Raw genomic sequence first — 21,781 nt, 5'->3', positions numbered from 1 at the left:
GCGACTTGCGCAGGTGGCGCATATTGTGCAGCATGAACGACAACTCACTAACTCACTAACTCACCGCTACCATATCTGCTCGCCGGTTGCGCGCTTGAGCTGGTACTGACCGAGGGTGTAGTTGTAGATGGCCTGCAGGCGGGCCAGGCGGGCCTGCGCCAGGGAGGTTTCCGCATCCAGCACGTCGAGGTTGGTGCCTACGTCGTAGCGGTAGCGGGCCTTGGCCCGGGTGAGGGCGTCGGAGGCCTGGGCAATCTGGAGTTGGGCGTTTTCGTAGCGCGCCGTGCTGCTCTGCAGGTTGTTGGCCGCCTGCCGCACATCGGCCCGGATCTGCTCCTGCGTATCCTGAATGCGCGACTGCGCCCCGCGAATGTTGGCCAGAGCTTCCACCCGCTGGTTCTTGTTCTTGTTGCCGTCATAGATCGGCACCGAGAGCTGCACCACGCCCACCGTGTTGGGCCGAATCCGGTCCAGGTTGGGCTGGTAGCCGTTTTTGGCGCCTACCTGCGCGCCCACGCCCAGCACGGGCATATTGCTGCGCTCAATAAGCTTGAGGTTCAGGTTGGCACTTTGCTCGGCGTCGCGGGCCAGCTTTACTTCTGGCCGGTTTTCCACGGCCTGGTTGAGCGCCGCCGATACGTCCACCGGCTGCGGGGTGTAGGTGAAGCTGCCGCGGACAGGCACGTTCGCATATTCGGGCTTGTGGAGCAGGCGGGCCAGCTGGGCCTGCTGGTTTTGCAGCTGGTTTTCCAGGTCGATGCGCGTGTTCTGGGCCTGGGTGATGCGCACCTGGGTGGTCGTCACGTCAAACTTGGTGCTCACGCCGCCTTCCACCCGCTTTTCCATTTCGCGCTGGTGCTGGCGCAACGAGGCAATCTGCGCGTCCTGCACCTTGATACTCTCGCGCACAAACAGGATGTTGTAGTACACCTGGGCCGCCGAGTACGCCAGGTCGCGGCGCGTCACGTTGATCTGGTCGACGGCCGTAATCCGGCGACTTTCGGCCAGGTTGTAGGTCGCGTCCTTCTTGCCGAAGTCCAGCAGGCCATACTGCAGCGTGATGTGTGCGTCGTAGTTATTGTTGGGCTGAAACTGAAATGCCGGGGACTCAGGCGCGATTTGCAGCTTCACCACCGGATCAATCCGGGTGTAAGTGGCCACGCCGCTCACCTGGGGCAGAAACCCACCCCGGCTTTGCGTTACGCGGCTGGTGGCGGCATTCACCTCTTCTTCCAGCGTCGTAATGGCCGGGTTAGCGTCGAGTACCGAGCGAATGGTGCCGTCCAGGGACAGAGAATCGGCAATAACCGGCCCTTGGGCGTGGGCCGTACCGGCGACCGAGGCAAGGCCAAGAGCAAGCAGCGGAGCGGCAAATAATGGTCGGGGAAGCATCAGAAATACGACTTGTTGGTACGCCCTGCTTACCTAACCTTGTGCCAACCCATTAAAACCAAATTAATCTTTACCAAAATCGCCTTTACAAGCTCATAGATGATGATAATATTTTTTAACTGGGTTTTATAAACTCTTTTTGGGGCCAGCGGTTTTCCTTATATGTCAGGAAATCCTATTTAATGTTCCTGCTATTTCAGGAAAGTTTACTGCTATGCCCAACCAGGATGAATCTCTGCTGCTGTACCTGAATGAGGCCATAGCCACGACGCGCAGCAAGGATAAGCTCTTCCAAATCGTCACGGAAAAGCTCCGGCTCATTTTCCCGTTCGATATGATAGCCGTGGTGACGCTCGACAGCGCCCATCAGTACAAGCGCCTGTTTATGCGCGACTACCTCGGCGACGTGCCCTACCAGGCTAATTCGCTGAGCGAGGCGACCTTGGTGGCCAATTCGCCCACGGAGTTGTTCGTCCGCGACCCGCGCGTGCAGCAGGTGGACATCCGGGACCTGACGCCCGACTACCCCGAGTTTCTGCCGTTTCTGCTGCTGCAGCAGCGCGGCATCTACTACACCACCTTTGTGCCCCTGCGCACGGGTGGGCAGCTCATTGGCCTGCTGTCGATGGCGGCCCGGCACCGCCCCGATTTCACGGCCGACGATATAACGCTGCTGGAGAAAATCGGGAGCCTGATTGCAGTAGCCGTCAGCAACGCGCTGGCTTTTGAGGAAGTGGCCCGGCGCGAGCGGGAAAAGTCGCTGCAGCTGACCGTGACCAACGCCCTACTCAGCCGCAAAGACCGGGCAGCCCTGTTTCTGACCGTGGCCGAGGAAATTGACCGGATTGTGCCCATCGACTACTTCGGCGTCCGGATTCGGCGGCCGGCCCAGGGCACGCTGGGCTTCGTGGAATTTTCCAAGCAGGCCGACGGCAGCTTCCTGGTGCTGGACGACAGCCGCTGGGAAGGCGTGCCCGACCGGGAGCAGATGCAGAGCGAAATCATCGGGACTTTCACCCAGCCTCTGCTCTTAACCGGCCTCGACTTCGAGCTGGCCGCCCGCCGCTACCGCCTGCTGCAGTACTCCATGGAAAAAAACGGCACCCGCGCCATGCTGGGCGTGCCGCTCTGGAACAAGGCCGAGCACGCCGCCGTCCTGATTCTGGCCAGCCACCGCCCCGACGCCTTCACCCCCGACGACCTGAACCTGGTGATGAGCCTGGCGCCGCAAATCACGCTGGCCATGCAGAACCTGCACGCTTTCGAGCAGATAGAGGCGTTGCGCGCCCAGCTGGAGCGGGAAAAAACCTACCTCATCGACGAAATCAACACCACGGCCAAGTTCGAGGATTTCGTGGGACAGAGTGCCGTGATGCAGCAGGTTCAGACCCGCATTGCGCAGGTAGCACCCACCGATACTACCGTACTGATTATGGGCGAAACCGGTACTGGCAAGGAACTGGTGGCCCGGGCCCTGCACAACCTCTCGCCCCGCAAGGAGCGGGCCCTGATCAAGCTGAACTGCGCCGCCTTACCCGCCCAGCTGATTGAATCCGAGCTGTTTGGCCACGAGAAGGGTGCTTTCACCGGGGCCCACGACCGGCGCATCGGCAAGTTTGAGCTGGCCGACGGCGGCACGATTTTCCTGGATGAAGTCGGCGAGCTGCCGCTCGATTTGCAGGCCAAGCTACTGCGGGTGCTGCAGGAAAAGGAGTTTGAGCGCATCGGGGGCCGCCGCGTGATTCAGACCGACGTGCGCGTTATTGCCGCCACCAACCGGGTGCTGGAAGACGAGGTGGCCGCCGGCCGCTTCCGCGCCGATTTGTACTACCGGCTCAACGTGTTTCCCATCCGGCTGCCGGCCCTGCGCGAGCGGCCCGAGGACATCGAGCCGCTGATGCGCCACTTTCTGGAGCGCTTCACCAAGCAGATGGGCAAGCCTGTGCGGGGCCTGCGCGAGCGGGATTTGCGCACGATGCAGCTCTACGGCTGGCCCGGCAACGTGCGCGAGCTGGAACACGTGCTGGAGCAGGCCGTCATCGTGAGCCAGGGGCCATTTCTGGAGTTTTCGGGCTTCTCGGCCGTGGCCGCGCAGGCCGCGCCGCCGTTGTCGGTGCTGGAGCAGAGCGCGCCGCTGAAAACCCTGCGCGAGCAGGAGCGCGACCATATTATGGCGGCCCTGAAACGTACCGGCGGCCGGGTGAGTGGTCCTAATGGCGCGGCGGCTCTGCTCGACATCAACGCCAAAACCCTGGAAGCGCGCATGAAAAAGCTCGGTATCCGGCGCGAGCACCAGGTAACAGAGTAGCCACTCAGCCGAACCCCCAGCGGTTTGTTGGCGTTTTGCGTGTACTTTTCCTGTTGATGCCCGACTCCCCCACCCCGTTTACGCCCGCCCAGCTTACCCGCGACCATGTGCTGCGGGCCCTGCGTCTCATCGACCGGGAAAGCCACCCACTGCCGGCCAGCACCGTGTACGATTTGGTGTATAAAGGCCGGCGCTACCCGCCGCGGCCGGTGGTGCAGCTGGCGTTTCGGCTGGCCAGCGGGCAGCCCGAAGCTGCGCTGCCGCTGCTGGCCGGCAACCCCACCAACCACCTGCTCGAACGGCTGGATTTCACCGTCACGACCAAGCGGCCGATTCTGGCCAACTCGCCCCACGACGGCGACGTGGCCGCCCAGGAAGCCATGCAGGAGCTGTACACCGGCAAAGGTCGGGAAGCTGCTACCAAGCCCGCTAAAGCGTTGCAAACAGCGGCGGAAGTTGCCGAGCCGCTGGTGCCCTACGAGCTGCCGCCCGCTGTGCCGTATGATAAGGCTACGGCGTTGCGGGAGCTGTTCGTAGCCGAGGAAACCCTGATCCAGGCCCAAAGCGCACTGCAGCGCCGCCGCAACCTGATTCTGCAGGGCCCGCCCGGAACCGGCAAGACGTTTCTGGCCCGGAGGCTGGCCTGGCTGGGGCTGGGCAGCACCGATGCCAGCCGCGTGGAGTTGGTGCAGTTCCACCCCAGCTACAGCTACGAGGACTTCATCCAGGGCTTCCGGCCCGATGGGCAGGGTGCGTTTCGTCTGACGTCCGGGGTGCTGCTGGATAGCTGCCAGAAAGCCGCGCAGGAGCCTGAGAAGCCGTATTTCCTGCTGATCGACGAAATCAATCGGGGCAACGTAAGCCGGATTTTCGGGGAGCTGCTGCTGTTGCTGGAAGCCGATAAGCGCGGACCCCAGCACGCCGTGCGCCTGCCGTATGCCCCGGCCGAGGCGGCCCGGTTTTTCGTGCCCGACAACCTGTTCGTTATCGGCACGATGAACACCGCCGACCGGTCGTTGGCCCCGCTGGATTATGCCCTGCGCCGCCGCTTTGCCTTTTTACAGATGCAGCCCGAGTTTGGCTCGCCGCTCCAGGACTTTCTGGCCGCGCACCAGGTGCCCAAAGCCGTTATCAGCCGCTTGGTAAGTCGGCTCACGGAGCTGAACCAGGCCATAGCCGACGACCCGGAGCTGGGCCCCGACTTTCAGTTGGGTCACAGCTACTTCTGCCAGCTGCCCGCTAGTTCAGCCGAAGCTTCTGCCTGGCTGGATTCCATTCTCACCCAGGAAATAGCGCCTCTGCTGGATGAGTACTGGCTCGACCAGCCTGCAAAGGCCGCCGCGCACCGCAAAAAGCTGCTGAGTAAGTAGGCCCGCTGTGGCAGTTCTTACCAAGTAATTCAGAGGCGCAGTGGTGTGAGCAAAATCCGTGTCATCCGAAACATCCGCTCGAATCCGTGATTCCGATTCAGAACCTGTACTATTTGCTGTGCTACGCCTGGAACCGGCTGCCGGAGCGCGAGGAGCTGCTGGCCGTGGAAGCCGCCGCGTTTCACAAGCCGCTGGAGCTGCTCACGCAGGTACTGCTCACGGGCACGCGGCGGCTGTTGCGCCAGGGCCTCGACCAGGTTTATATAGAGCGCGAAGAAGAGCTTTCCGAGCTGCGCGGCCGCCTGCTGCTGGCGCCTAGCCTGAGCCGGGATTTGCTGCGGCGGGGCCGGGCCGTGTGCGCCTACGACGAGCTGAGCACCAACACGCCCTTCAACCGCCTGCTGCTGGGCATGCTGGAGCAGCTGAGCCGCACCCGTAGTCTGGCGCCGGCTCTGCGGCAGGAAGTGCGGGCGGTGCACCGCCGCTTTTCCCCGGCGGTAGAAGCTACGGCCTGCACCACCCAAACGCTGCGGCAGGTGCGCCGCCTGCGGCCCCAGGGAATAGAGGGTTTTCTGCTGAATATTTGTACGTTGCTGCACCAAAGCGCTTTGCCGGCCCCCGACGCGGCGGGCCGCACCCAGTTCCGGGACTTTCGGCGCGACGAGCGGCTGATGGCCCAGCTGTTTGAGGCCTTCGTGCGCAACTTCTACCGCCACGAGCAGCGCCGCTTCCGGGTGCTGTCCGAAACCATCGCCTGGCAGGCCGACGCCGAGCAAACCGCCGACATGGCCCTGCTGCCGGTGATGATAACCGACACCACCCTGGAAGCTCCCGACCGCAAAATCATCCTCGACACGAAGTACTACAAAGCCGCCCTGCGCCCCCGCTACGACCAGCAGAAGCTGATTTCGCCCCACCTCTATCAGCTCTACGCCTACCTGCAAAACCAGCCCAGGGGGATGGGGCAACAGCTGGAAGGCATTCTGCTCTACCCCGCTGCCCGGCACGAAATGGCGGCCCGCTACACCCTGGGCGGCCACCCGGTCCGCGTCGTCACCATCGACCTGAACCAACCCTGGCCCGGCATCGCCCAGGATCTGCTGGCCCTGATCAGCTAATGTAGGAAATGTGGAGAATGTGGGAAATGTGTCATTGCGAGGTGCAACCAAAGCAATCCGTCCTCTGCGCAGGTAGTCACGCCCTTTTACTAAAAAGCTCTAACGTCTGAGCTGGCGTTAGGGCTTTTCATTTTAGGAAGCTCAGCACGTTTCAGAGGGCAGATTTGCAAGCTCGCAATGACACGTTTCTCACATTTCGCACATTAAGCATCAGCACATTCTAGCATATCAGCACATTCCAACACCTAAGCACATTAAAATTACCTTTTGCAGCCCCGGGGCAAAGTTTGCGTCTGTGGAGTTGAGTTTGCCCGCATTTCTGCTTAAACTGCCTTTCCCTCCTTCTATTTACCAAATTTCTACCCCTTGAAACGACGCGATTTTGTAGGGCTGACCAGCTTAGCGGCCGGCGCCCTGTTCCTGCCCAGTTTCCCCGGTTTCGGTGGCACCCCGGTTGATCCGGCGCGCCTGCTCGAAGGCGTGGACCCCGCCCTGAAAAAGCGTCTGGCCGATGCGGCTCTGAATGCGGCCAAGTCGGCTGGTGCCACTTACGCCGACGTGCGTATCGGGCGCTACCTGAACCAAAGCATCTTCACCCGCGAAAAGCAGGTGCAGAACATTGCCAGCGGCGAGAGTTTCGGCGCCGGCGTACGGGTGCTGGCCAACGGCTGCTGGGGCTTTGCGGCCACCAACACCGTGACCGAAGCCGGCCTGGCCAAAGCCGCTCAGCTGGCCGCTTCCATTGCCAAGGCCAACTCCAAAATCCAGAAGGAAAAGGTGAACCTGGCCCCGCAGAAAGGCTACGGTGAGGTAAGCTGGAAAACGCCCATCGTGCAGAACGCCTTCGAGGTGCCGATTGCCCAGAAGGTAGAGCTGCTGCTGGCCGCCAACGCCAAAGCCCTCGACAACGGCGCCAACTTCGTAAACTCGGCCCTGTTTCAGATCAACGAGCAGAAGTATTTCGCCAGCACCGACGGTTCCTACATCGACCAGGACGTGCACCGCATCTGGCCCACGTTCGGCGTGACGGCCGTGGACCGCACCACCGGCAAGTTCCGCACCCGGGAGGCCCTGAGCGCCCCCATGGGCATGGGCTACGAGTACATGACGCCCAAAGCCGCCGACAAGATTGCCGGCCCCGCCGGCACCGGCCTGATTGGCTACAAAAACAGCTTCGATATCATGGAAGATGCCGCCCTGGCCGCCCAACAGGCCAAAGGCAAGCTCACGGCCAAGTCGGTGACGCCGGGCAAGTACGACATCGTATTGGACCCCAACCACCTGGGCCTGACCATTCACGAAAGCATCGGCCACGCCACCGAGCTGGACCGCGTGCTGGGCTACGAGGCGAACTACGCTGGTACTTCGTTTGCCACCCTGGAGTGGAAAGCCAAGAACCAGCCCTACGGCTCGAAGCTGGTCAACATCATTGCCGACAAAACCCAGCCCGGCTCTTTGGGCGCCGTGGGTTACGACGACGAAGGCGTGAAAACCAAAGAGTGGGACATCATTAAGGATGGCAAGCTGGTGGACTACCAGAAAATCCGGGACCAGGCCGCCATGGTGGGCCAGAAGGAGTCGGATGGCTGCTGCTACGCCCAGTCGTGGCAGGATGTGCAGTTCCAGCGCATGGCCAACATCAGCCTGAAGCCCGGCACCCAGAAAATGAGCGTGGACGACATGATTAAGAACGTGGACAAGGGCATCTACATTGCCGGCCGCGGTTCCTTCTCCATCGACCAGCAGCGCTACAACTTCCAGTTTGGCGGCACGGTGTACTATGCCATCGAGAAAGGCAAAATTGCCGGCATGCTCGAAGATGTAGCCTACCAGGCCAACACCCAGGAATTCTGGAACAGCTGCTCGGCCATCTGCGACGAGTCGGACTACCGTTTGTTCGGGTCCTTCTTCGACGGCAAAGGCCAGCCCCCCCAGGTGTCGGCCGTGAGCCACGGCTCGGCTACCACGCGCTTCAACGGCGTCAACATTATCAATACGGCCCGCAAAATCGGGTAATCCCACGTCTATCAACCCATGGCAATACTAACTAAAGACGAAGCCCAGGCCATCCTGAAAAAGGTCCTGAGCTTTAGCACGGCCAATGAGTGCGAGGCCACGCTGAACGGCGAGATGGGCGGCAACGTCCGCTCGGCCCGCAACGCCATCAGCACCGCCGGCGCCGTCGAAAACGTGCAGCTAATTGTAGAATCCCGGTTTGGCAAGCGCAGCGGCGTAGCTACCTGCAACGAGTTTGACGACGCGACCCTGCGCCGCTGCGTGCAGCGGGCCGAGGAAATTGCGAAGCTAGCCCCCGAAAGCCCCGAGTACATGCCCCTGCTCGGCGCCCAGCAGTACCTCGACGGCTCGAAAGCCTACGCCCAGAACACGGCCAACATCACGCCCGACTACCGCGCCCAGCAGACGGCCGCCAGCCTGCAGCTATGCGAGAAGCGCAAGCTGTCCTCGGCCGGCTTCCTCAACGACAGCACCGGCTTCCTGGCCAAGCTCAACAACAAGGGCCTGGAAGTGTACCAGCGCTACACCGGCCTGGAATACTCCGTGACGGTGCGCACGCCCGACGGTACCGGCTCGGGCTACGCCACGGCCGACTACAACGACATCAGCAAGTTCGATGCGGGCCGCCTGACCCAGATTGCGGCCGACAAAGCCGCCGGCTCGGTGAATGCCAAAGCCATTGAGCCCGGCAAGTACACCGTGATTCTGGAGCCCGCCGCGCTAGTGGCCAACACCGATGCCTCGCTGCTGCAGGCCCTGATGGGCGCCATGGATGCCCGCGCCGCCGACGAAGGCCGCAGCTTCCTGAGCAAGAAGGGCGGTGGCAACAAGAAAGGCGAAAAGCTGTTCGACGAGCGGGTTACCATCTACTCCGACCCCACCAGCGCCGACATTCCCGACCGGGTGTTTGCCAACGACGGCCGGCCGCAGAAAAAGGTGACCTGGATTGAGAAAGGCGTCGTGAAAAACCTGTACTCGTCGCGCTTCTGGGCCCAGAAAGCCGGTATTCCCGATATTCCACCGCCCGGCGGCTGGATTATGGAAGGCGGCACCCAGAGCGTGCAGGACATGATTAAGGGCACGGCCAAGGGTATTCTGGTAACGCGCCTGTGGTACATTCGCCCCGTCGACCCGCAGACGCTGCTCTACACCGGCCTCACGCGCGACGGAACCTTCTACATCGAGAACGGTAAAATCAAGCACCCGGTGAAGAACTTCCGCTTCAACGAAAGCCCCATCATCATGCTCAACAACCTGGAAGCCATTGGCAAACCCCAGCGCGTGGGCGGCAACATGGTGCCCCCGCTGAAAATCCGGGACTTCACCTTCACCAGCCTCTCCGACGCGGTATAGGTTGCGGTTTATTTCCATAATTTGCGGCTTCCTCCAGTGTGGAGGAAGCCGTTTTTTATTCTTTTCGCTTGTATCCTCTCATGAAGCAATTTCTCTACGCAGCTGCTTTTTTAGTGCCCTTCGCTACTGCTGCCCAGCAGGTGCCCTCTGCCGCTTCCGCTGCTGCCAGCATAGCATTTTCTGATACGGCTGTGTATCGCCCCAACCGCTTTGTATACTTCATGCCCGGTACCATGCAGCTGATGGATGGCCGCACCGTGCGGGGCTACCTGCCCGTGCAGACGACGTATCCGGGCATTGATTATACCTTTATCTACTATCTGGCACATCCCGAAAGCAAGCCGAAACCGGCAAAACAGGTTGTAAAGGTGGCACAGGTGCAAAGCATGACTGCCGGGAAGCACTACTTCGAAGCGATGCGGGTACCAGGCCAGGAAAAGGTAAAAATTCTGGCCGAGCGATTCGTGAACGGCCCGGTAGAGGTTTTTCTGCAGGCCGAGGCTCAGCGTATGCCCCTGCCCATTCCGGTGGCAGGCGCCATGCTGCATTCAGCAGTACCGTATACCAATAGCCACTTTTTTGTACGCCGTAACGGGATTCTGACGAAAGTAGAGCGCAGTTCTTTCTCCAAAGAGATGAGCCAGTATCTAAAGGACTACCCCGAGCTGGCGGCGAAAGTGCTCAAAGGTGAAAAGAACTATCATTACCGTAACACGCTAGCCATCATTACCGAGTATAACGCCCACCTGGGTGGTGCTACCGGTGGCCAGTAATAATTGAAAAGCCGAGCAACCGACCCGTTTGCTACACCGGCCACTACCTGTAAAGCGACACTATTCCGTGCAGGCGCCTGCGCGAAATAGTGTCGCTTTATGCAGTTCGGGATGTGTGCCAGCAGCGTGTGCGGGGCGGCTAAATGCGCCGAGTCAGAAATTCATGAGCTACCATTGCAACCATTATGAACCGCTAATACTCCCCTCTATACTGGCCCGCCTTTGCTGTTGCCGACAACCTAACAACGTGTTGTTGTAGCCGGGCTACTACAGTCCCATTCTCTTACCTACTTATTGCTTTACTTATGCGCTTAAAAACTACTCCCAGTCGGTCCTTGCTGGCCTGCCTCGCGCTGCTGGCCGGCCTTGGACTGGCGGGCTGCTCCGAAAAAGAAAACGTGGCCCCCGAAGAAGCCGAAGTGCCCTGCGGCACGCTGGCCACCGTGCGCCTTTGCCACGGCTACACCGCCGGGTGCCTCACCGAGCACACCACGCTGAGCCTGCCCGATGGCACCCTGATTTCGCCCAGTGGCCCGATCTGGGAAGCCTATGAGCAAAACCAGGTTCACGGCCAGGTGCTGGTGGTGGGCTACGCGCTGGGTGGCACCGCCCCCGCGGGCTCGTTGGCCACCACCAATGCCACTATTACCTGCCTGGAGTCGCGCAAGTCAGTAGATTGGTGCGGTACTCCCGACATCATGAACAGTAAGCCCTCCAAGCCCTCACTGCTGCGCAGGATGCGGCAGAAATAAACAGCAAAAGCCCCCGCCCTTCTGATAGGGCGGGGGCTTTTTTTATGCCGATTCAGGGCCTTGGGCCTTAGTTGATGCTGGGCAGCTGAAAGCTGAGGTAGGCCTGAAACACCCGGTTTTTCAGCTCCGGGTCATTCACGCCCCGCACCGATTTCACGTTGTTGATATCATTCAGGCCCGCATTGAAACGGCCGCCCAGGGCAAAGCCCAGCGGCAGCTTCACGCCCGCGCCCACGCACACGCCCACGTCCAGCTTTTTGTAGTCGTTCCAGGAGCTGCGGTCATTGGTGGCGTAGGTAGCCCCGCCTTCGCCCTCCTGGCTGACGACCATCACGCCGTCTTCCCGGGCCTTAAGCAGAAAGCCTGCCTGCGGGCCGCCCTCCACATACACCGGCCCGATGGTTACTTTGGCCAGCAGCGGCACGTTGAGGTAGTGCAGCTTGGAGCGGTAATTCTCAAAGTCCGACTTTCGCTCGGTGCCCTGTAAGGAATACAGCAGCTCGGGCTGAATGGAGATAATATTGCCGATGACCTTCATTTCGTAGAAAAGCCCCGCGTGGTAGGAGGTCTGGTAGGTGGCGTCGGTGCCGACGGTGCCTTGCAGCACGGCCGCGTTGAGGCCCCCTTTCAGACCCAGCTGGGCCTGGGCCGGCGCCCAGAAAAACACGATAAAAAGCAACAAAGCAGCAATTCGTTTCATAGCAGGTAGAATTAGAGAGGTTGAGTACTTGACTGACAGACACCTAACGGCGGCTTCTCCCCTATTCGTACGCACATTTTTTTGGAAGGCTGCGGCCCAGGTATGGGAGCCGGCATAATTCAGCGGCCATGAGGAACATAGCTTCCGGCACTTGGGCGGCGACTGGAGCGGCCAGAACCCCGACCCGGACCAGCGCGCAACTGCTCCCGAACAGCCAAAACGAACCAGCTCCAGCGGCCGGCCGTTAGCAGCGGAGCCGGCGTTCCTCGTACTTTCGGGCCGCTGCCAAGCCACCTTGCCGCCGCCCTGGTGTCTTTGCCCCGTCTTCCTTTTTCCGATTCGCCTTTTCGCCGCCGCATGCCCGTTCCGTTTACCTTCGTGCGCCTCCAGTACCGCTCCGGCGACTGGGATTCGGTAGACGAAAGAATGCCCGCCAACCTGCTTCACTCCCTGATTCAGTACACGACCGTACCGGTCAATCAGAAGGAAAAGTCGGTGGCCCTGGACAGCCCCGAGCTGTTCAACTACCCGTTTTGCTACCTCTCGGGGCACCGGCTGGTGCAGTTTTCGGCCCAGGAGAAAAAGAACTTTACCCAGTACGTGCGCAACGGCGGCTTCGTGTTCGTCGACGACTGCAACCACGACATCGACGGGCTGTTTGCGCGCTCCTTCGAGGAACAGATGCGCCAGTGCTTTGGGGCCGGAGCCCTGAAGAAGATTGCCAAGAACCACCCCATCTACTCGCAGTTCTTCAAGTTTCCGGAGGGCCCGCCTCCCACTTCCTTCGAGCTTAATGGCTGGGGCGACGACCTGGTGCACGACTACCTGAAGGGCATCGAAATAAACGGTAAGCTGCGCGTGCTTTACTCCAACAAGGACTACGGCTGCGAGTGGGACTACGACTTCCGCAACAAACGCTTCCTGGCCGAAGACAACACCAAGTTCGGCGTCAATATTCTGCTCTACGCCCTGACGGCCTGAGCCGAGGCGGTTAGAACTGGTAGCCAATACCCGCACGCATGTCCACCTCTACGCTTTCAGCAAAAACGCTGGAGGTAATGCCTTGGGTATCTTCACGGTCGGCACCGAGGCGGTGCGAATACACGCCGCCAACGGCCACGTCCAGGACCAGGCCGCGGCCGTGAGTAGCGCCAAGCTGCTTCTGCCACCCTGCGAGCAAGCCCGGGCGCAGGCGTGCCCCGCTGGTCATGTAGGTTTTGTCCTCCGTCCGCAACATAACTTCGGTGAACTTACGGTAGTGCAATACCGGCGACACGTACCAGCCGGCCAGGGGCGCAGGGTTCCGCTTACGCGGCAGCACGTAGTAGCGCCCCATAACTCCCGCGCCGGCGCGGCGCTGCTCTGGCGTTCCGCCATTCAGCAGAATTTCTGCCCCCACGCTCCAGCGTTTCTGCAGCTGCCGTTCGTAGGACAAGAGCGCCGGAAATACCAACCCACGGTCGGCGAGGGCATTGTAAGCCATATTGTAGCCTAAAGGGGACAGTAAATCAAGGCGGACAATGTTGCTTCCGGGTTTTGCCACCGAGGCCGTGCTGGCTGTCGAAGGGGCTGGCTGCGCCTGAGCATAGCAGCTACCAGCACACCCGCAGATGATCAGGCCCAGAGCACTGACGCGGCCATAGTTTCGGGCGGCGGCAGCAATACTATGTAAATAACTCATTGTTAGCGGTTTTTGAGAAGCAGTTACTGTTGAGTATGGGGCTTTCTAGAATTTGAAGCCAATACCCAGGCGACCATCAATAGTGACCGGGGTCCGCTCGTAGTAGCTGTCGGGGGTGTAATAGCCCGGCGGCATTTCTCCCGCAACCTTATTTTTGCCCAGCTGCTGCCAGGCCATCAGCCCTAGTGAGGCATCCAGAAACAGGCGGGAGCCGCGTGAGGCAGCCAGCTGCCAACCCACCATGGTGCCCACCCCTGCGAAACGCTGCTTGGTATCGGGCTGCCGGTACCCGCGCAGCCCCACGGCGCGGTAGCTCAGGACCGGCGCCACGTAGAGGCCCGTCAGGGACGCGCGGTTGCGCGTCGGCAGCAGGTAATAGCGGCCCTGCACGCCCAGGCCGGCCTTGCGCTCATCGGATGTGCCCCCGTTCAACAGGCCCTCTGCCACCACGCTGAAGCGCGGCGTGAGCTGCCGCTCGTAGGATACCAGCACCGGCACCAGCGTTTCCGGCCTCGTATTCAGCAAGCCATTGACCAGGTTGGAAATAACAATACCGCCCAGGTCGAAACGAATTGCATTACGGTACGTGGGCTGCTCGGCCGTCACTGCCGGGGCAGCCGCTGAAGCCGGAGCGGGGATAGGAACCTGCTGGGCCTGCGCGGCGGTAGCAGCCAGCAGGGCGCCCAGGCAAAAGGCAGCGGCCGGGCCCCGGCTTACCCGAAGTTGAGCGGATAAGGAATAGCGGATTTTTGCGCGTAAAAACATGGCTTCTGTGATTTTCGATAGATCTTGAGCTAAATGTAGAAGACGGCCCGGCCTAGCTCAAGCGAGTTATTGGCCGGGTCAGACTTTTAATATTTGGCTGCTTTCACTTCTAATTGGGTCAAGCAAGCAGCTATTACCAAAATAATCAGACTTTACAGCAGACTATTCCTCTGCCTTATTCCTTCCGTCTTGACTGAATCTACCGTTCGCACCCTGTTAGCCAAGCTGCCGCCGCTGCGCGAAGAAATCGGCAAAATCATCGTGGGCCAGCAGCAGGTGCTGGATGAAGTGCTGGTGGCCTTGCTAGCTGGCGGCCACGCTCTGCTCGAAGGCGTACCGGGCTTGGCCAAAACCCTGCTCGTGCGCACCCTGGCCTCGGCCACCGACTTGCCCTTCCGCCGCATCCAGTTCACTCCCGACTTGATGCCGACCGATATTCTGGGGACCGAGGTGCTGGAGGAAGACCACGGCACCGGCCACCGCTCGTTTAAGTTCAACCAGGGCCCGATTTTCGCCAGCTTGGTGCTGGCCGACGAAATAAACCGGACGCCGCCCAAAACCCAGGCGGCCCTGCTCGAAGCCATGCAGGAAGGCCACGTAACCTACGCCGGCCAGGAGCATGCCCTGCCCAAGCCCTTCTTCCTGCTGGCCACCCAAAACCCGATTGAGCAGAGCGGCACCTACCCGCTGCCCGAAGCCCAGCTCGACCGGTTCCTGCTCTACATCCGCATTGGCTACCCCACCGAGCAGGAAGAGCTGGCCGTACTGAGCGGCACCACCGGCACGGCCCGGCCCGAGGTCAAGCCCGTACTGGGCGGCGAGGATATCCGGCAGCTCCAACAGCTGGTGCGCCAGGTGAGCCTCAGCCCCGAGCTGCTCGACTTCGTGAACCGGCTGGTGCGCGCTACGCGCCCGGCCACCAGCCCGGTGAAATTCATTCGGGAGTACGGCCGCTGGGGCGCTGGTCCGCGCGCCGGACAGGCCCTGATTCTGTGCGCCAAAGCCCGGGCTTTGCTGCAGGGCCGCTTTGCCGCCACCCTGGACGACATCCGGACCCTGGCCCCGCCCGTGCTGCGCCACCGGGTGCTGCTGAACTTCAACGCCGAAGCCGAGAACCTCACGCCCGACGATGCCGTGGCCGAGCTGCTGAAGGCCGTAACTGTTTAGTTGCTGGCTATTGGTTGTCAGTTGCCAGGCCGTTCTAATTGGGCTTTCGAATACACAACCAACAACCAGCAACTGACAACCAACAACTAAAAAATGCTTTCTCCCGAACTCCTGCATGCGCTTAACAACCTGCCGCTGGCGGCCAAACAGGCAGCCGAAGGCTTTCTGGCGGGCCACCACCTGAGCCGGCGGCGGGGCGCGGGCATGGAGTTCAGCCAGTACCGCCCCTACCAGCCCGGCGACGACCTGCGCCGCCTCGACTGGCGCCTGGCCGCCCGCTCCGACCGGTACTACATCCGCGAGTCGGAAGTGGATACCAGCCTGACGGTGCACCTGCTGCTCGACGCCAGCGCCTCCATGAACCACCGCGACGACAACGGCTTGACCAAGCTCGACTACGGCCGGCTGCTGCTGGCGGCCCTGGCGTACCTGGCCCAAAACCAGGGCGACGCTGTGTCGTTGAGCATTCTGCACCCCCAGGGCCTGCTGCACTTGCCCGCCCGCGCCGACGCCCGCCAGCTGCCCCGGCTCTATCAGGCGTTGCAGAACACCACCGGGGCCGGCCGTTTTCCGGAAGCCACGCAGCTGGCGCCGTTGCTGGCACGCCGCCAGCGCGCCCTCACCGTGTGCGTGAGCGACTTATATGAGGAGCAAAGTGAAATAAATGCCCTGCTCACCCGCCTGCGGGCCGTGGCCGGCGACGTGCTGGTGCTGCACCTGATGGCAGGCAACGAGCTAGCCTTCAGCTACCGTGGCGCCGTCACGTTTCAGGATCTGGAAACCGGCCAGACCCTGCAGCTCAATGCCGAGCAGCAGCGCGGCGCCTATCAGGAGCAGTTGCAGCAATGGCTGCGCACCACCGCCCAGGCTGCCCGCCGCCAGGGCTTCGATTACTATCAGCTCAGCACGGCCGAGCCGCTGGATGGAGCCCTGCGGGAATTTTTGCGCCGCCGCCAAGCCACTTCCCTCTGATGAGCGGTGTCTTTGCGCCAGTTGCCGGCCTGCGAGGCTATCTTCATTTTTCTTTCGTCTCATAACTTTTAGCCGCGTTGCTCACCTTTCTTGCTCCTTCCGGTTTGCTGGCTTTGCTGGGAGTAGCCGTTCCTATTGCCATCCATCTGTGGAACCGCCGGCCGGGCCGCACGGTGCAGGTAGGCAGCATTCGGTGGCTGGCCGCCGCGGCTAACCGCCGGATGCGGAACCTGAAGCTGGAGCAGCTGGCCTTGCTGCTGCTTCGGGCGCTGCTGCTGGTCGTGCTGGCCATGGCCGTAGCCGGCCCGGTGTGGCGCCAGCCTCCGCCGCCCCGCCGCGGCCAGGTGCTGATCAGCGCTGACCTGCTGAGTTCCGAGTCGCTGGCGGCTGTGCGCCCCAGCATCGATTCGCTGCGCCGCCGGGGCTACACGCTGCGGCAGCTGACGGCCGGCTTTCCGCGCATTTCGGATACCACCTGGCAAGAGGCCAGCCGGCAGCCGGCAGTAGCAAATCTGCTGGCAACGCAGCCCTTTTGGGCCCGGGTAAGTCAGGCGGCCGATTCCTTTCCCGGCCAGCCGGTACGGGTTTATTCGTCGGCCACGCTACGGCACTTTCAGGGAATCCGGCCGGCGCTGCCCGCCAACGTCACCTGGCAAACAGTGCCCCTGCCCGCCGCTTCAGCTGCCTGGCTGACCGACGCCAGCCTTGCGGCGGATAGTCTGAAGCTGATTCTGAGCCAGGGCACGGAAGAGAATGTTTTGACCAGCAGCCGTACGGTAGCCAAGCCTCGTTCAGCCTCAGCCTCACTGCCCCGCTTGGCGGGCCTGCCACCCCTGCGCTACGAGCAGCTAGCCGATGGTACTATGAGTATTCAGACCCTGGCCGCCGACTCGCCCCGCGTGGCCGTCCGGACGCAGCCGCTGCGCCTGTGGCTGTACCATGATGCCGACCACGCCCTCGATGCCCGTTACCTACAGGCGGCTTTGCGGGCCGCCGCGCTGGGCATGGCCACCCGGCTGGAGCTGACGGTTTCGACCAGCCCACCCCCAACCGGGCAGCGCCTCGACTGGCTGTGCTGGCTGGCCAACGCTTCGGTGCCAGCCGCGTGGCAGACCCGGGTGCGGCAAGGCCTCACGCTGTGGCAGGATGGCCGGCGCCCCGGCCTGGCCGTTGCTACTACTTTCGGGGTAGCTCCGCACGAGGCCCGCTACGCCGTGTCCCGCCTCGATACGCTATTAGGCACGATGGAAACCGTCGTCTGGCAAACGGGCCAGGGCCACGCCGTGCTTTCTCGGCAGGCCCTTGGGCAGGGCGTTTCCTACCGCTTTCACAGCCGCCTGCACCCGGCCTGGAGCACCTTGGCCGACAGCCCCGACCTGCCGCTGCTCTGGCTTGGGTTGCTACAGCCGGCTACCGACCCCCGACCCGACCGGCACGACCCGCGCCAGCTCGACCCGGCGCAGATTGTGAGCCGACAGCCAGGTACGGCTCCGGTAGCGGCACCACTCCCGGCGGCCCCAACCGACCTGGACCTGCGCGTGTGGCTCGTGCTGGCGGCCGCTCTGCTGTGGGCAATGGAGCGGCTACTGGCCGGGCATATTTCTTCTGCTAAAGCCGTAGCTGTATGAAAGCTGAAACAACAGTCGCACCGGCTTCTTCGGCCTTAGCTACTTTGCACGGGGTGCACCAAACGAACCATTGGCACCGCACGGCCCGGGTGCTGCTGCCGGCGCTGGCCTTGGCCGCCGTGCTGGGATTAGTGGCCTGGCGCGCGCCGCAATGGCTACCGCTGGCAGCTGGTCTGGCACTGGTATTGGCCGCCGCAGTGGCCTGGCTCCTGTGGACTATCTGGCGCGAGCCTCTGCCGCTTACTGCCCAGCAGCTGGACCGCCGCTTTCCCGAGTTGGAAGATAGCGCGGGTTTGCTGCTTCAGCCCACAGCAGCGCTTAACTTGCTACAGCAGTTGCAGCAGCAGCACGTTGCCGGCCGTTTGCAGGAGCTGCAGCAGCATACTGCTACGCTAATACCCGTGCGTTTTGCACCGGCCCTCGGGCTTACCGGCGTGGCTTTGGCGCTGCTGGCGGGCGTCTGGTTCTGGCCGCTTCCGCCATCGACCGCCGCGCCTCCAGCTGCTCCGAAGGTGGCACTGCGCTTCCCGGCTCAGCCCGCCAAACCCAATACGCCAGCGCCGGCTCGTATTACCGATACGCGCATCCGGATTGCGCCGCCAGCCTACACCCGCCGGCCCGGCTTCACGGCCGCGGATGCCTCGTTCCGGTGCCCGGCAGGTTCCCGCGCACAATGGACGGTGCAGGTTTCGCGCGCGGCCGGTACGCCCCAGCTGGAAATTGGCCGGCAGCGCCTGAACTTTCAGCCCGTACCGGGCCAGCCGTTGCAGTTTACTGTCAGTCACATGTTTACTGCCTCCACACTCTACCGAATCCGGTTTGCCGGGCAGGTTTCCGACGACTATGCCGTGGAAGTACTGCCCGACCGGAGCCCGGTGGTTCAGATAGTGGCGCCCAAGCCCTACACGCTGATAGAATTTGGCCAGAAGCCCCAGGTAGCGGTGCGGCTGGCGTTGAGTGACGACTACGGCCTGACTCGCGCCCGGCTCGTGGCGACGGTAGCCCAGGGCCAGGGTGAGGCCGTGAAGTTCAAGGAAGTGGCTACCGACTTGAGCCCGGCCCTGCGTGGGCAGGCTACCCAGGCTTCTCTTACGCACCTGCTGCGGCTGCCCGCTTTGGGCCTCACCTACGGCGACGAAGTGTATTTCTACGTGCAGGCCTGGGACAATGCCCGTCACTCCACCCGATCCGATACCTACCTGGTGCAGTGGGAAGATACCACCGTAAACGACGCGGCTTCCGATATGGCCATGGGCGTGAATGTCGTACCTGCCTACTTCCGCAGCCAGCGCCAGGTTATTATTGATACGGAAAAGCTGCTGGCCGAAAAAAGCAAGCTCGATGCTACCACCTTCACCAGCCGCGCCAACGACCTGGGGCACGACCAGAAGGTGCTGCGGCTGCGCTACGGCAAATTCCTGGGAGAAGAGTTTGAGGAAAGCTTCGGACAAAGTGCCACCCGCCCGCCCGTAGCGGACGCCGACGAGCACGCCGAGGGCGAGCATACCGACGAGCCCGGCCACTCGGAAGCCGAGGAAGCCGGCCACGACCACAGCGCCGCGCCCGAAGCCGGCGGGGGCTCCGTTATTGCCGAATCGGCGCAGCTGCTCGACACCTACGTGCATCACCACGACGATTCCGAAACGGCTGATTTTCTGGAGCCCGCCGTGAAAGCCAAGCTGCGTGGGGTGCTCAGCCAGATGTGGGAAGCCGAGCTGCGCCTGCGTACGGCCCGGCCCGCCGAAGCACTGCCCTATGAGTACCGCGCCCTGCGCCTACTCAAGCAAGTGCAGCAGCAAACCAGGGTCTACGTTCGCAAATCCGGTTTCGAGCCCCCCGTCATCCCCGAATCTACTACCCGCCTCACTGGTGAGCTGACTGCTGCTGCTGCCCCCCAGCTGCGCCAGCAAGTAGCGGCCGCGCCAGCGCAGGAAACTGTGCAGGCGGCCCTGCGCCTGCTCACAGCGCTACGACAAGGCCAGCCGGCCCGGCCCGCCGATGCCGCCCGGCTGGACCGCGCCGGCGGGTCCCTGGCCCAGGCCGCCCTGCGCAACCCCGGCCGCTACCTGGCGGCCGTGCGCGACGCCCGGCAGCTATCCACTGAGCTTCGCGCCGGCCGGGCACCCTGCAGCTCCTGCCTGGTCAAAGTCGAAGCCGCCCTTCACGACCTGCTACCCGCCCCGCCCCCGGCCCCGGCGCGTGCTACCGGGCCCGACCGCCTGGCCCGGCGCTACTTCCAGGAACTAAGCCGATGAGCCTTTTCTCCAGCATGCCCTATTCGCCCGCGGCCTACGCCCTCTTGCTGCTGTGCCTGCTCCTGGCCGTAGGGCTTACCGTAGCGGCCCTGCGCCGCACCAACCGTCAGCGCCGGCTGCTGAGGATAGGTGCCGGCTGGGTGGCCGTATTGGCCATATGGTTTACCGCTTTTCCGCCCCGGCACAGTGTGCGGGGCACCAGCATCGAGGCCATCATACTTACCCCTGGCTACCACCCCGACAGCGTACGGCAGGTAGCACAGCTCTTGGGGCCGGCCACCAAGCTTTGGCGCCTGGGTTTTAGCGCGCCTTCCGACACTCCTAGCCTGCCCAGCTTGCTGCTGCTGCGCGAGCGGTACCCAGCCCTGCGGCGGCTGCACGTGCTGGGTATTGGCTTGCCAACCGCCGAGCTGGCTAACTTGGGGCCGCTTCGTCTGGTGCTGCACCCCGCCGCACCCCGCCCCGGCTTTCGGCAGGCAGCTTGGAGCCGCCGTCCGGCAGCGGGTCAGCCTCTGGTTGTAGAAGGCGTGTTTACGGGCCTGAGCAAGACTGCCGCGTGGATAAGCCTGCGGGGCCCCGGCCGTAGTGCCGACTCCGTACGGCTACCGGCTGGCACTGGGTCCTTCCGCCTGCAGTTCCGCCCCAAAACGCCCGGGCTGGCCGTGTACCAGCTGGTAGCCCGGCAGGCGAATCAAACGGTAGCGGCTGAACCGGTGCCGGTGGAAGTAACGGCTCCGCAGCCCTTGCGAATTCTGCTGTTGAGCAGCTCAGCCTCCTTCGAGTTCAAGTTTTTGAAGAACTACCTCGGCGCACAGCAGCACCGCGTAGCCCTTCGCACTGGACTCAGCCGCGGCCTCACCCAAACCGAATTCCTCAACCAGCCCAGCCACGACCTGAGCCGCCTGAATGCCCCGTTGTTGGCTCGTTACGATGTGCTGGCGGCCGATGCTGGCATACTGGCAACCCTATCTGCTTCCGAGGTGCAGACGCTGACTAGCGCTATTCGCGGGGCCGGACTGGGTTTTATTCTGTTGGCTGATGCGGGGCCGTTGCCGCGCGCCACGCCGGCCAGGGGCAGCTTTACCGTAGCACCTTCTTCCGGCACCGCAGCCGAGCGCCCCCAACGCATCCGCTGGCGGGGTACCCTCGATTCGGCTACGGCCCTGGTTCCGGCTACGCTGCGGCTTGCGCCCACGGCCCGCCCTTTGCTCACCGATGGCCAGGGCCGCCCCGTTGTGGGCGCGCAACGCCTAGGCCTTGGCAGTATCGTAGTATCCGGGCTGGCGCAGACGTATCCGTGGGCACTGCAAAATGCGGACGATACCTACGCGGCGTATTGGAGCTATCTGCTGCGGGCTACAGCCCGGCCGCTGGCACCGCTGGCCCAGTGGCAGTCATTAGCAGCGTGGCCACGACCGCACCAGCCGGTGGCCTTGCGGTTGGTGTCAGCGGCCCCGGTTAGTAGTTCACCGGTTGTTTCCGGGCCACAGTCGGCCCCGGGAGTGCGGCTTGCTCTGCGGCAGGATGCGCA

17 protein-coding genes are annotated in these 21,781 nt (G+C 62.6%); 13 read left to right on the top strand and 4 right to left on the bottom strand.

Features of this window, described 5'->3' with window-relative positions; genetic code table 11:
* Positions 1 to 66: 66 nt before the first annotated feature.
* A complete protein-coding gene (locus LGH70_RS13775; protein WP_226186630.1) occupies positions 67 to 1,392 on the bottom strand; it encodes a TolC family protein in 1,326 nt (441 codons plus the stop codon).
* Positions 1,393 to 1,606: 214 nt separating this feature from the next.
* Here LGH70_RS13775 and LGH70_RS13770 point away from each other — a divergent pair, with 214 nt between their 5' ends.
* The 7 genes from LGH70_RS13770 to LGH70_RS13740 all read left to right on the top strand — a co-directional run bounded on the left by LGH70_RS13770 (position 1,607) and on the right by LGH70_RS13740 (position 11,082).
* The gene (locus LGH70_RS13770) at positions 1,607 to 3,700 is read left to right on the top strand and encodes a sigma 54-interacting transcriptional regulator (RefSeq protein WP_226186628.1); all 2,094 of its coding nucleotides are present in this window, start codon (positions 1,607 to 1,609) and stop codon (positions 3,698 to 3,700) included.
* Between the two features lie 56 nt (positions 3,701 to 3,756).
* Positions 3,757 to 5,070 (top strand): AAA family ATPase, encoded by a 1,314-nt coding sequence (locus LGH70_RS13765; protein ID WP_226186625.1) that lies wholly within the window; start codon positions 3,757 to 3,759, stop codon positions 5,068 to 5,070.
* 86 nt (positions 5,071 to 5,156) lie between these two features.
* Positions 5,157 to 6,188, top strand: a complete 1,032-nt coding sequence (locus tag LGH70_RS13760; protein ID WP_226186623.1) for a 5-methylcytosine restriction system specificity protein McrC — start codon at positions 5,157 to 5,159, stop codon at positions 6,186 to 6,188.
* Between the two features lie 366 nt (positions 6,189 to 6,554).
* Positions 6,555 to 8,204, top strand: coding sequence for a TldD/PmbA family protein (locus LGH70_RS13755; RefSeq protein WP_226186621.1), 1,650 nt, complete (start codon positions 6,555 to 6,557; stop codon positions 8,202 to 8,204).
* Positions 8,205 to 8,222: 18 nt separating this feature from the next.
* Positions 8,223 to 9,557 carry a TldD/PmbA family protein gene (locus LGH70_RS13750; protein ID WP_226186619.1) on the top strand — a complete coding sequence of 445 codons (1,335 nt, stop codon included), beginning with the start codon at positions 8,223 to 8,225 and terminating at the stop codon, positions 9,555 to 9,557.
* Between the two features lie 80 nt (positions 9,558 to 9,637).
* Positions 9,638 to 10,330, top strand: a complete 693-nt coding sequence (locus LGH70_RS13745) for a hypothetical protein (protein WP_226186618.1) — start codon at positions 9,638 to 9,640, stop codon at positions 10,328 to 10,330.
* Between the two features lie 305 nt (positions 10,331 to 10,635).
* Positions 10,636 to 11,082, top strand: coding sequence for a hypothetical protein (locus LGH70_RS13740; RefSeq protein WP_226186616.1), 447 nt, complete (start codon positions 10,636 to 10,638; stop codon positions 11,080 to 11,082).
* A 67-nt stretch (positions 11,083 to 11,149) separates the two neighbouring features.
* On the opposite strand, the gene LGH70_RS13735 is transcribed toward LGH70_RS13740, so the two are convergent.
* Complete coding sequence (locus LGH70_RS13735; RefSeq protein ID WP_226186615.1) at positions 11,150 to 11,782, bottom strand: porin family protein; 633 nt, start codon at positions 11,780 to 11,782, stop codon at positions 11,150 to 11,152.
* A 357-nt stretch (positions 11,783 to 12,139) separates the two neighbouring features.
* Between LGH70_RS13735 and LGH70_RS13730 the strand changes: the two genes are divergently transcribed.
* Positions 12,140 to 12,763 (top strand): DUF4159 domain-containing protein, encoded by a 624-nt coding sequence (locus LGH70_RS13730; RefSeq protein WP_226186614.1) that lies wholly within the window; start codon positions 12,140 to 12,142, stop codon positions 12,761 to 12,763.
* 10 nt (positions 12,764 to 12,773) lie between these two features.
* Here the strand turns inward: LGH70_RS13730 and LGH70_RS13725 are convergent, their stop codons facing one another.
* Together LGH70_RS13725 and LGH70_RS13720 are read right to left on the bottom strand one after the other, a co-directional pair.
* A complete protein-coding gene (locus tag LGH70_RS13725; protein ID WP_226186612.1) occupies positions 12,774 to 13,217 on the bottom strand; it encodes a hypothetical protein in 444 nt (147 codons plus the stop codon).
* 291 nt (positions 13,218 to 13,508) lie between these two features.
* On the bottom strand, positions 13,509 to 14,228 hold the full coding sequence (locus tag LGH70_RS13720; protein WP_226186610.1) for a hypothetical protein: 720 nt from the start codon (positions 14,226 to 14,228) through the stop codon (positions 13,509 to 13,511).
* Positions 14,229 to 14,417: 189 nt separating this feature from the next.
* Between LGH70_RS13720 and LGH70_RS13715 the strand changes: the two genes are divergently transcribed.
* The 5 genes from LGH70_RS13715 to LGH70_RS13695 form a co-directional block, all read left to right on the top strand.
* Positions 14,418 to 15,395, top strand: coding sequence for an AAA family ATPase (locus tag LGH70_RS13715; protein WP_226186609.1), 978 nt, complete (start codon positions 14,418 to 14,420; stop codon positions 15,393 to 15,395).
* 93 nt (positions 15,396 to 15,488) lie between these two features.
* Positions 15,489 to 16,367, top strand: a complete 879-nt coding sequence (locus tag LGH70_RS13710; RefSeq protein WP_226186607.1) for a DUF58 domain-containing protein — start codon at positions 15,489 to 15,491, stop codon at positions 16,365 to 16,367.
* 77 nt (positions 16,368 to 16,444) lie between these two features.
* Positions 16,445 to 17,995 carry a BatA domain-containing protein gene (locus LGH70_RS13705; RefSeq protein ID WP_226186604.1) on the top strand — a complete coding sequence of 517 codons (1,551 nt, stop codon included), beginning with the start codon at positions 16,445 to 16,447 and terminating at the stop codon, positions 17,993 to 17,995.
* A gap of 53 nt (positions 17,996 to 18,048) precedes the next feature.
* Complete coding sequence (locus LGH70_RS13700) at positions 18,049 to 20,250, top strand: DUF4175 domain-containing protein (RefSeq protein WP_226186601.1); 2,202 nt, start codon at positions 18,049 to 18,051, stop codon at positions 20,248 to 20,250.
* Positions 20,247 to 21,781 (top strand): hypothetical protein (locus tag LGH70_RS13695; RefSeq protein ID WP_226186598.1); only part of this gene is annotated, 1,535 nt, incomplete at its 3' end. The genes LGH70_RS13700 and LGH70_RS13695, both read left to right, overlap by 4 nt.

Origin of the sequence: Hymenobacter nitidus (assembly GCF_020447315.1) — a bacterium.
GTDB lineage: Bacteria > Bacteroidota > Bacteroidia > Cytophagales > Hymenobacteraceae > Hymenobacter > Hymenobacter nitidus.
Note: the sequence above shows the minus strand (reverse complement) of the source record. Positions and strands in the feature narration are given on the sequence as shown.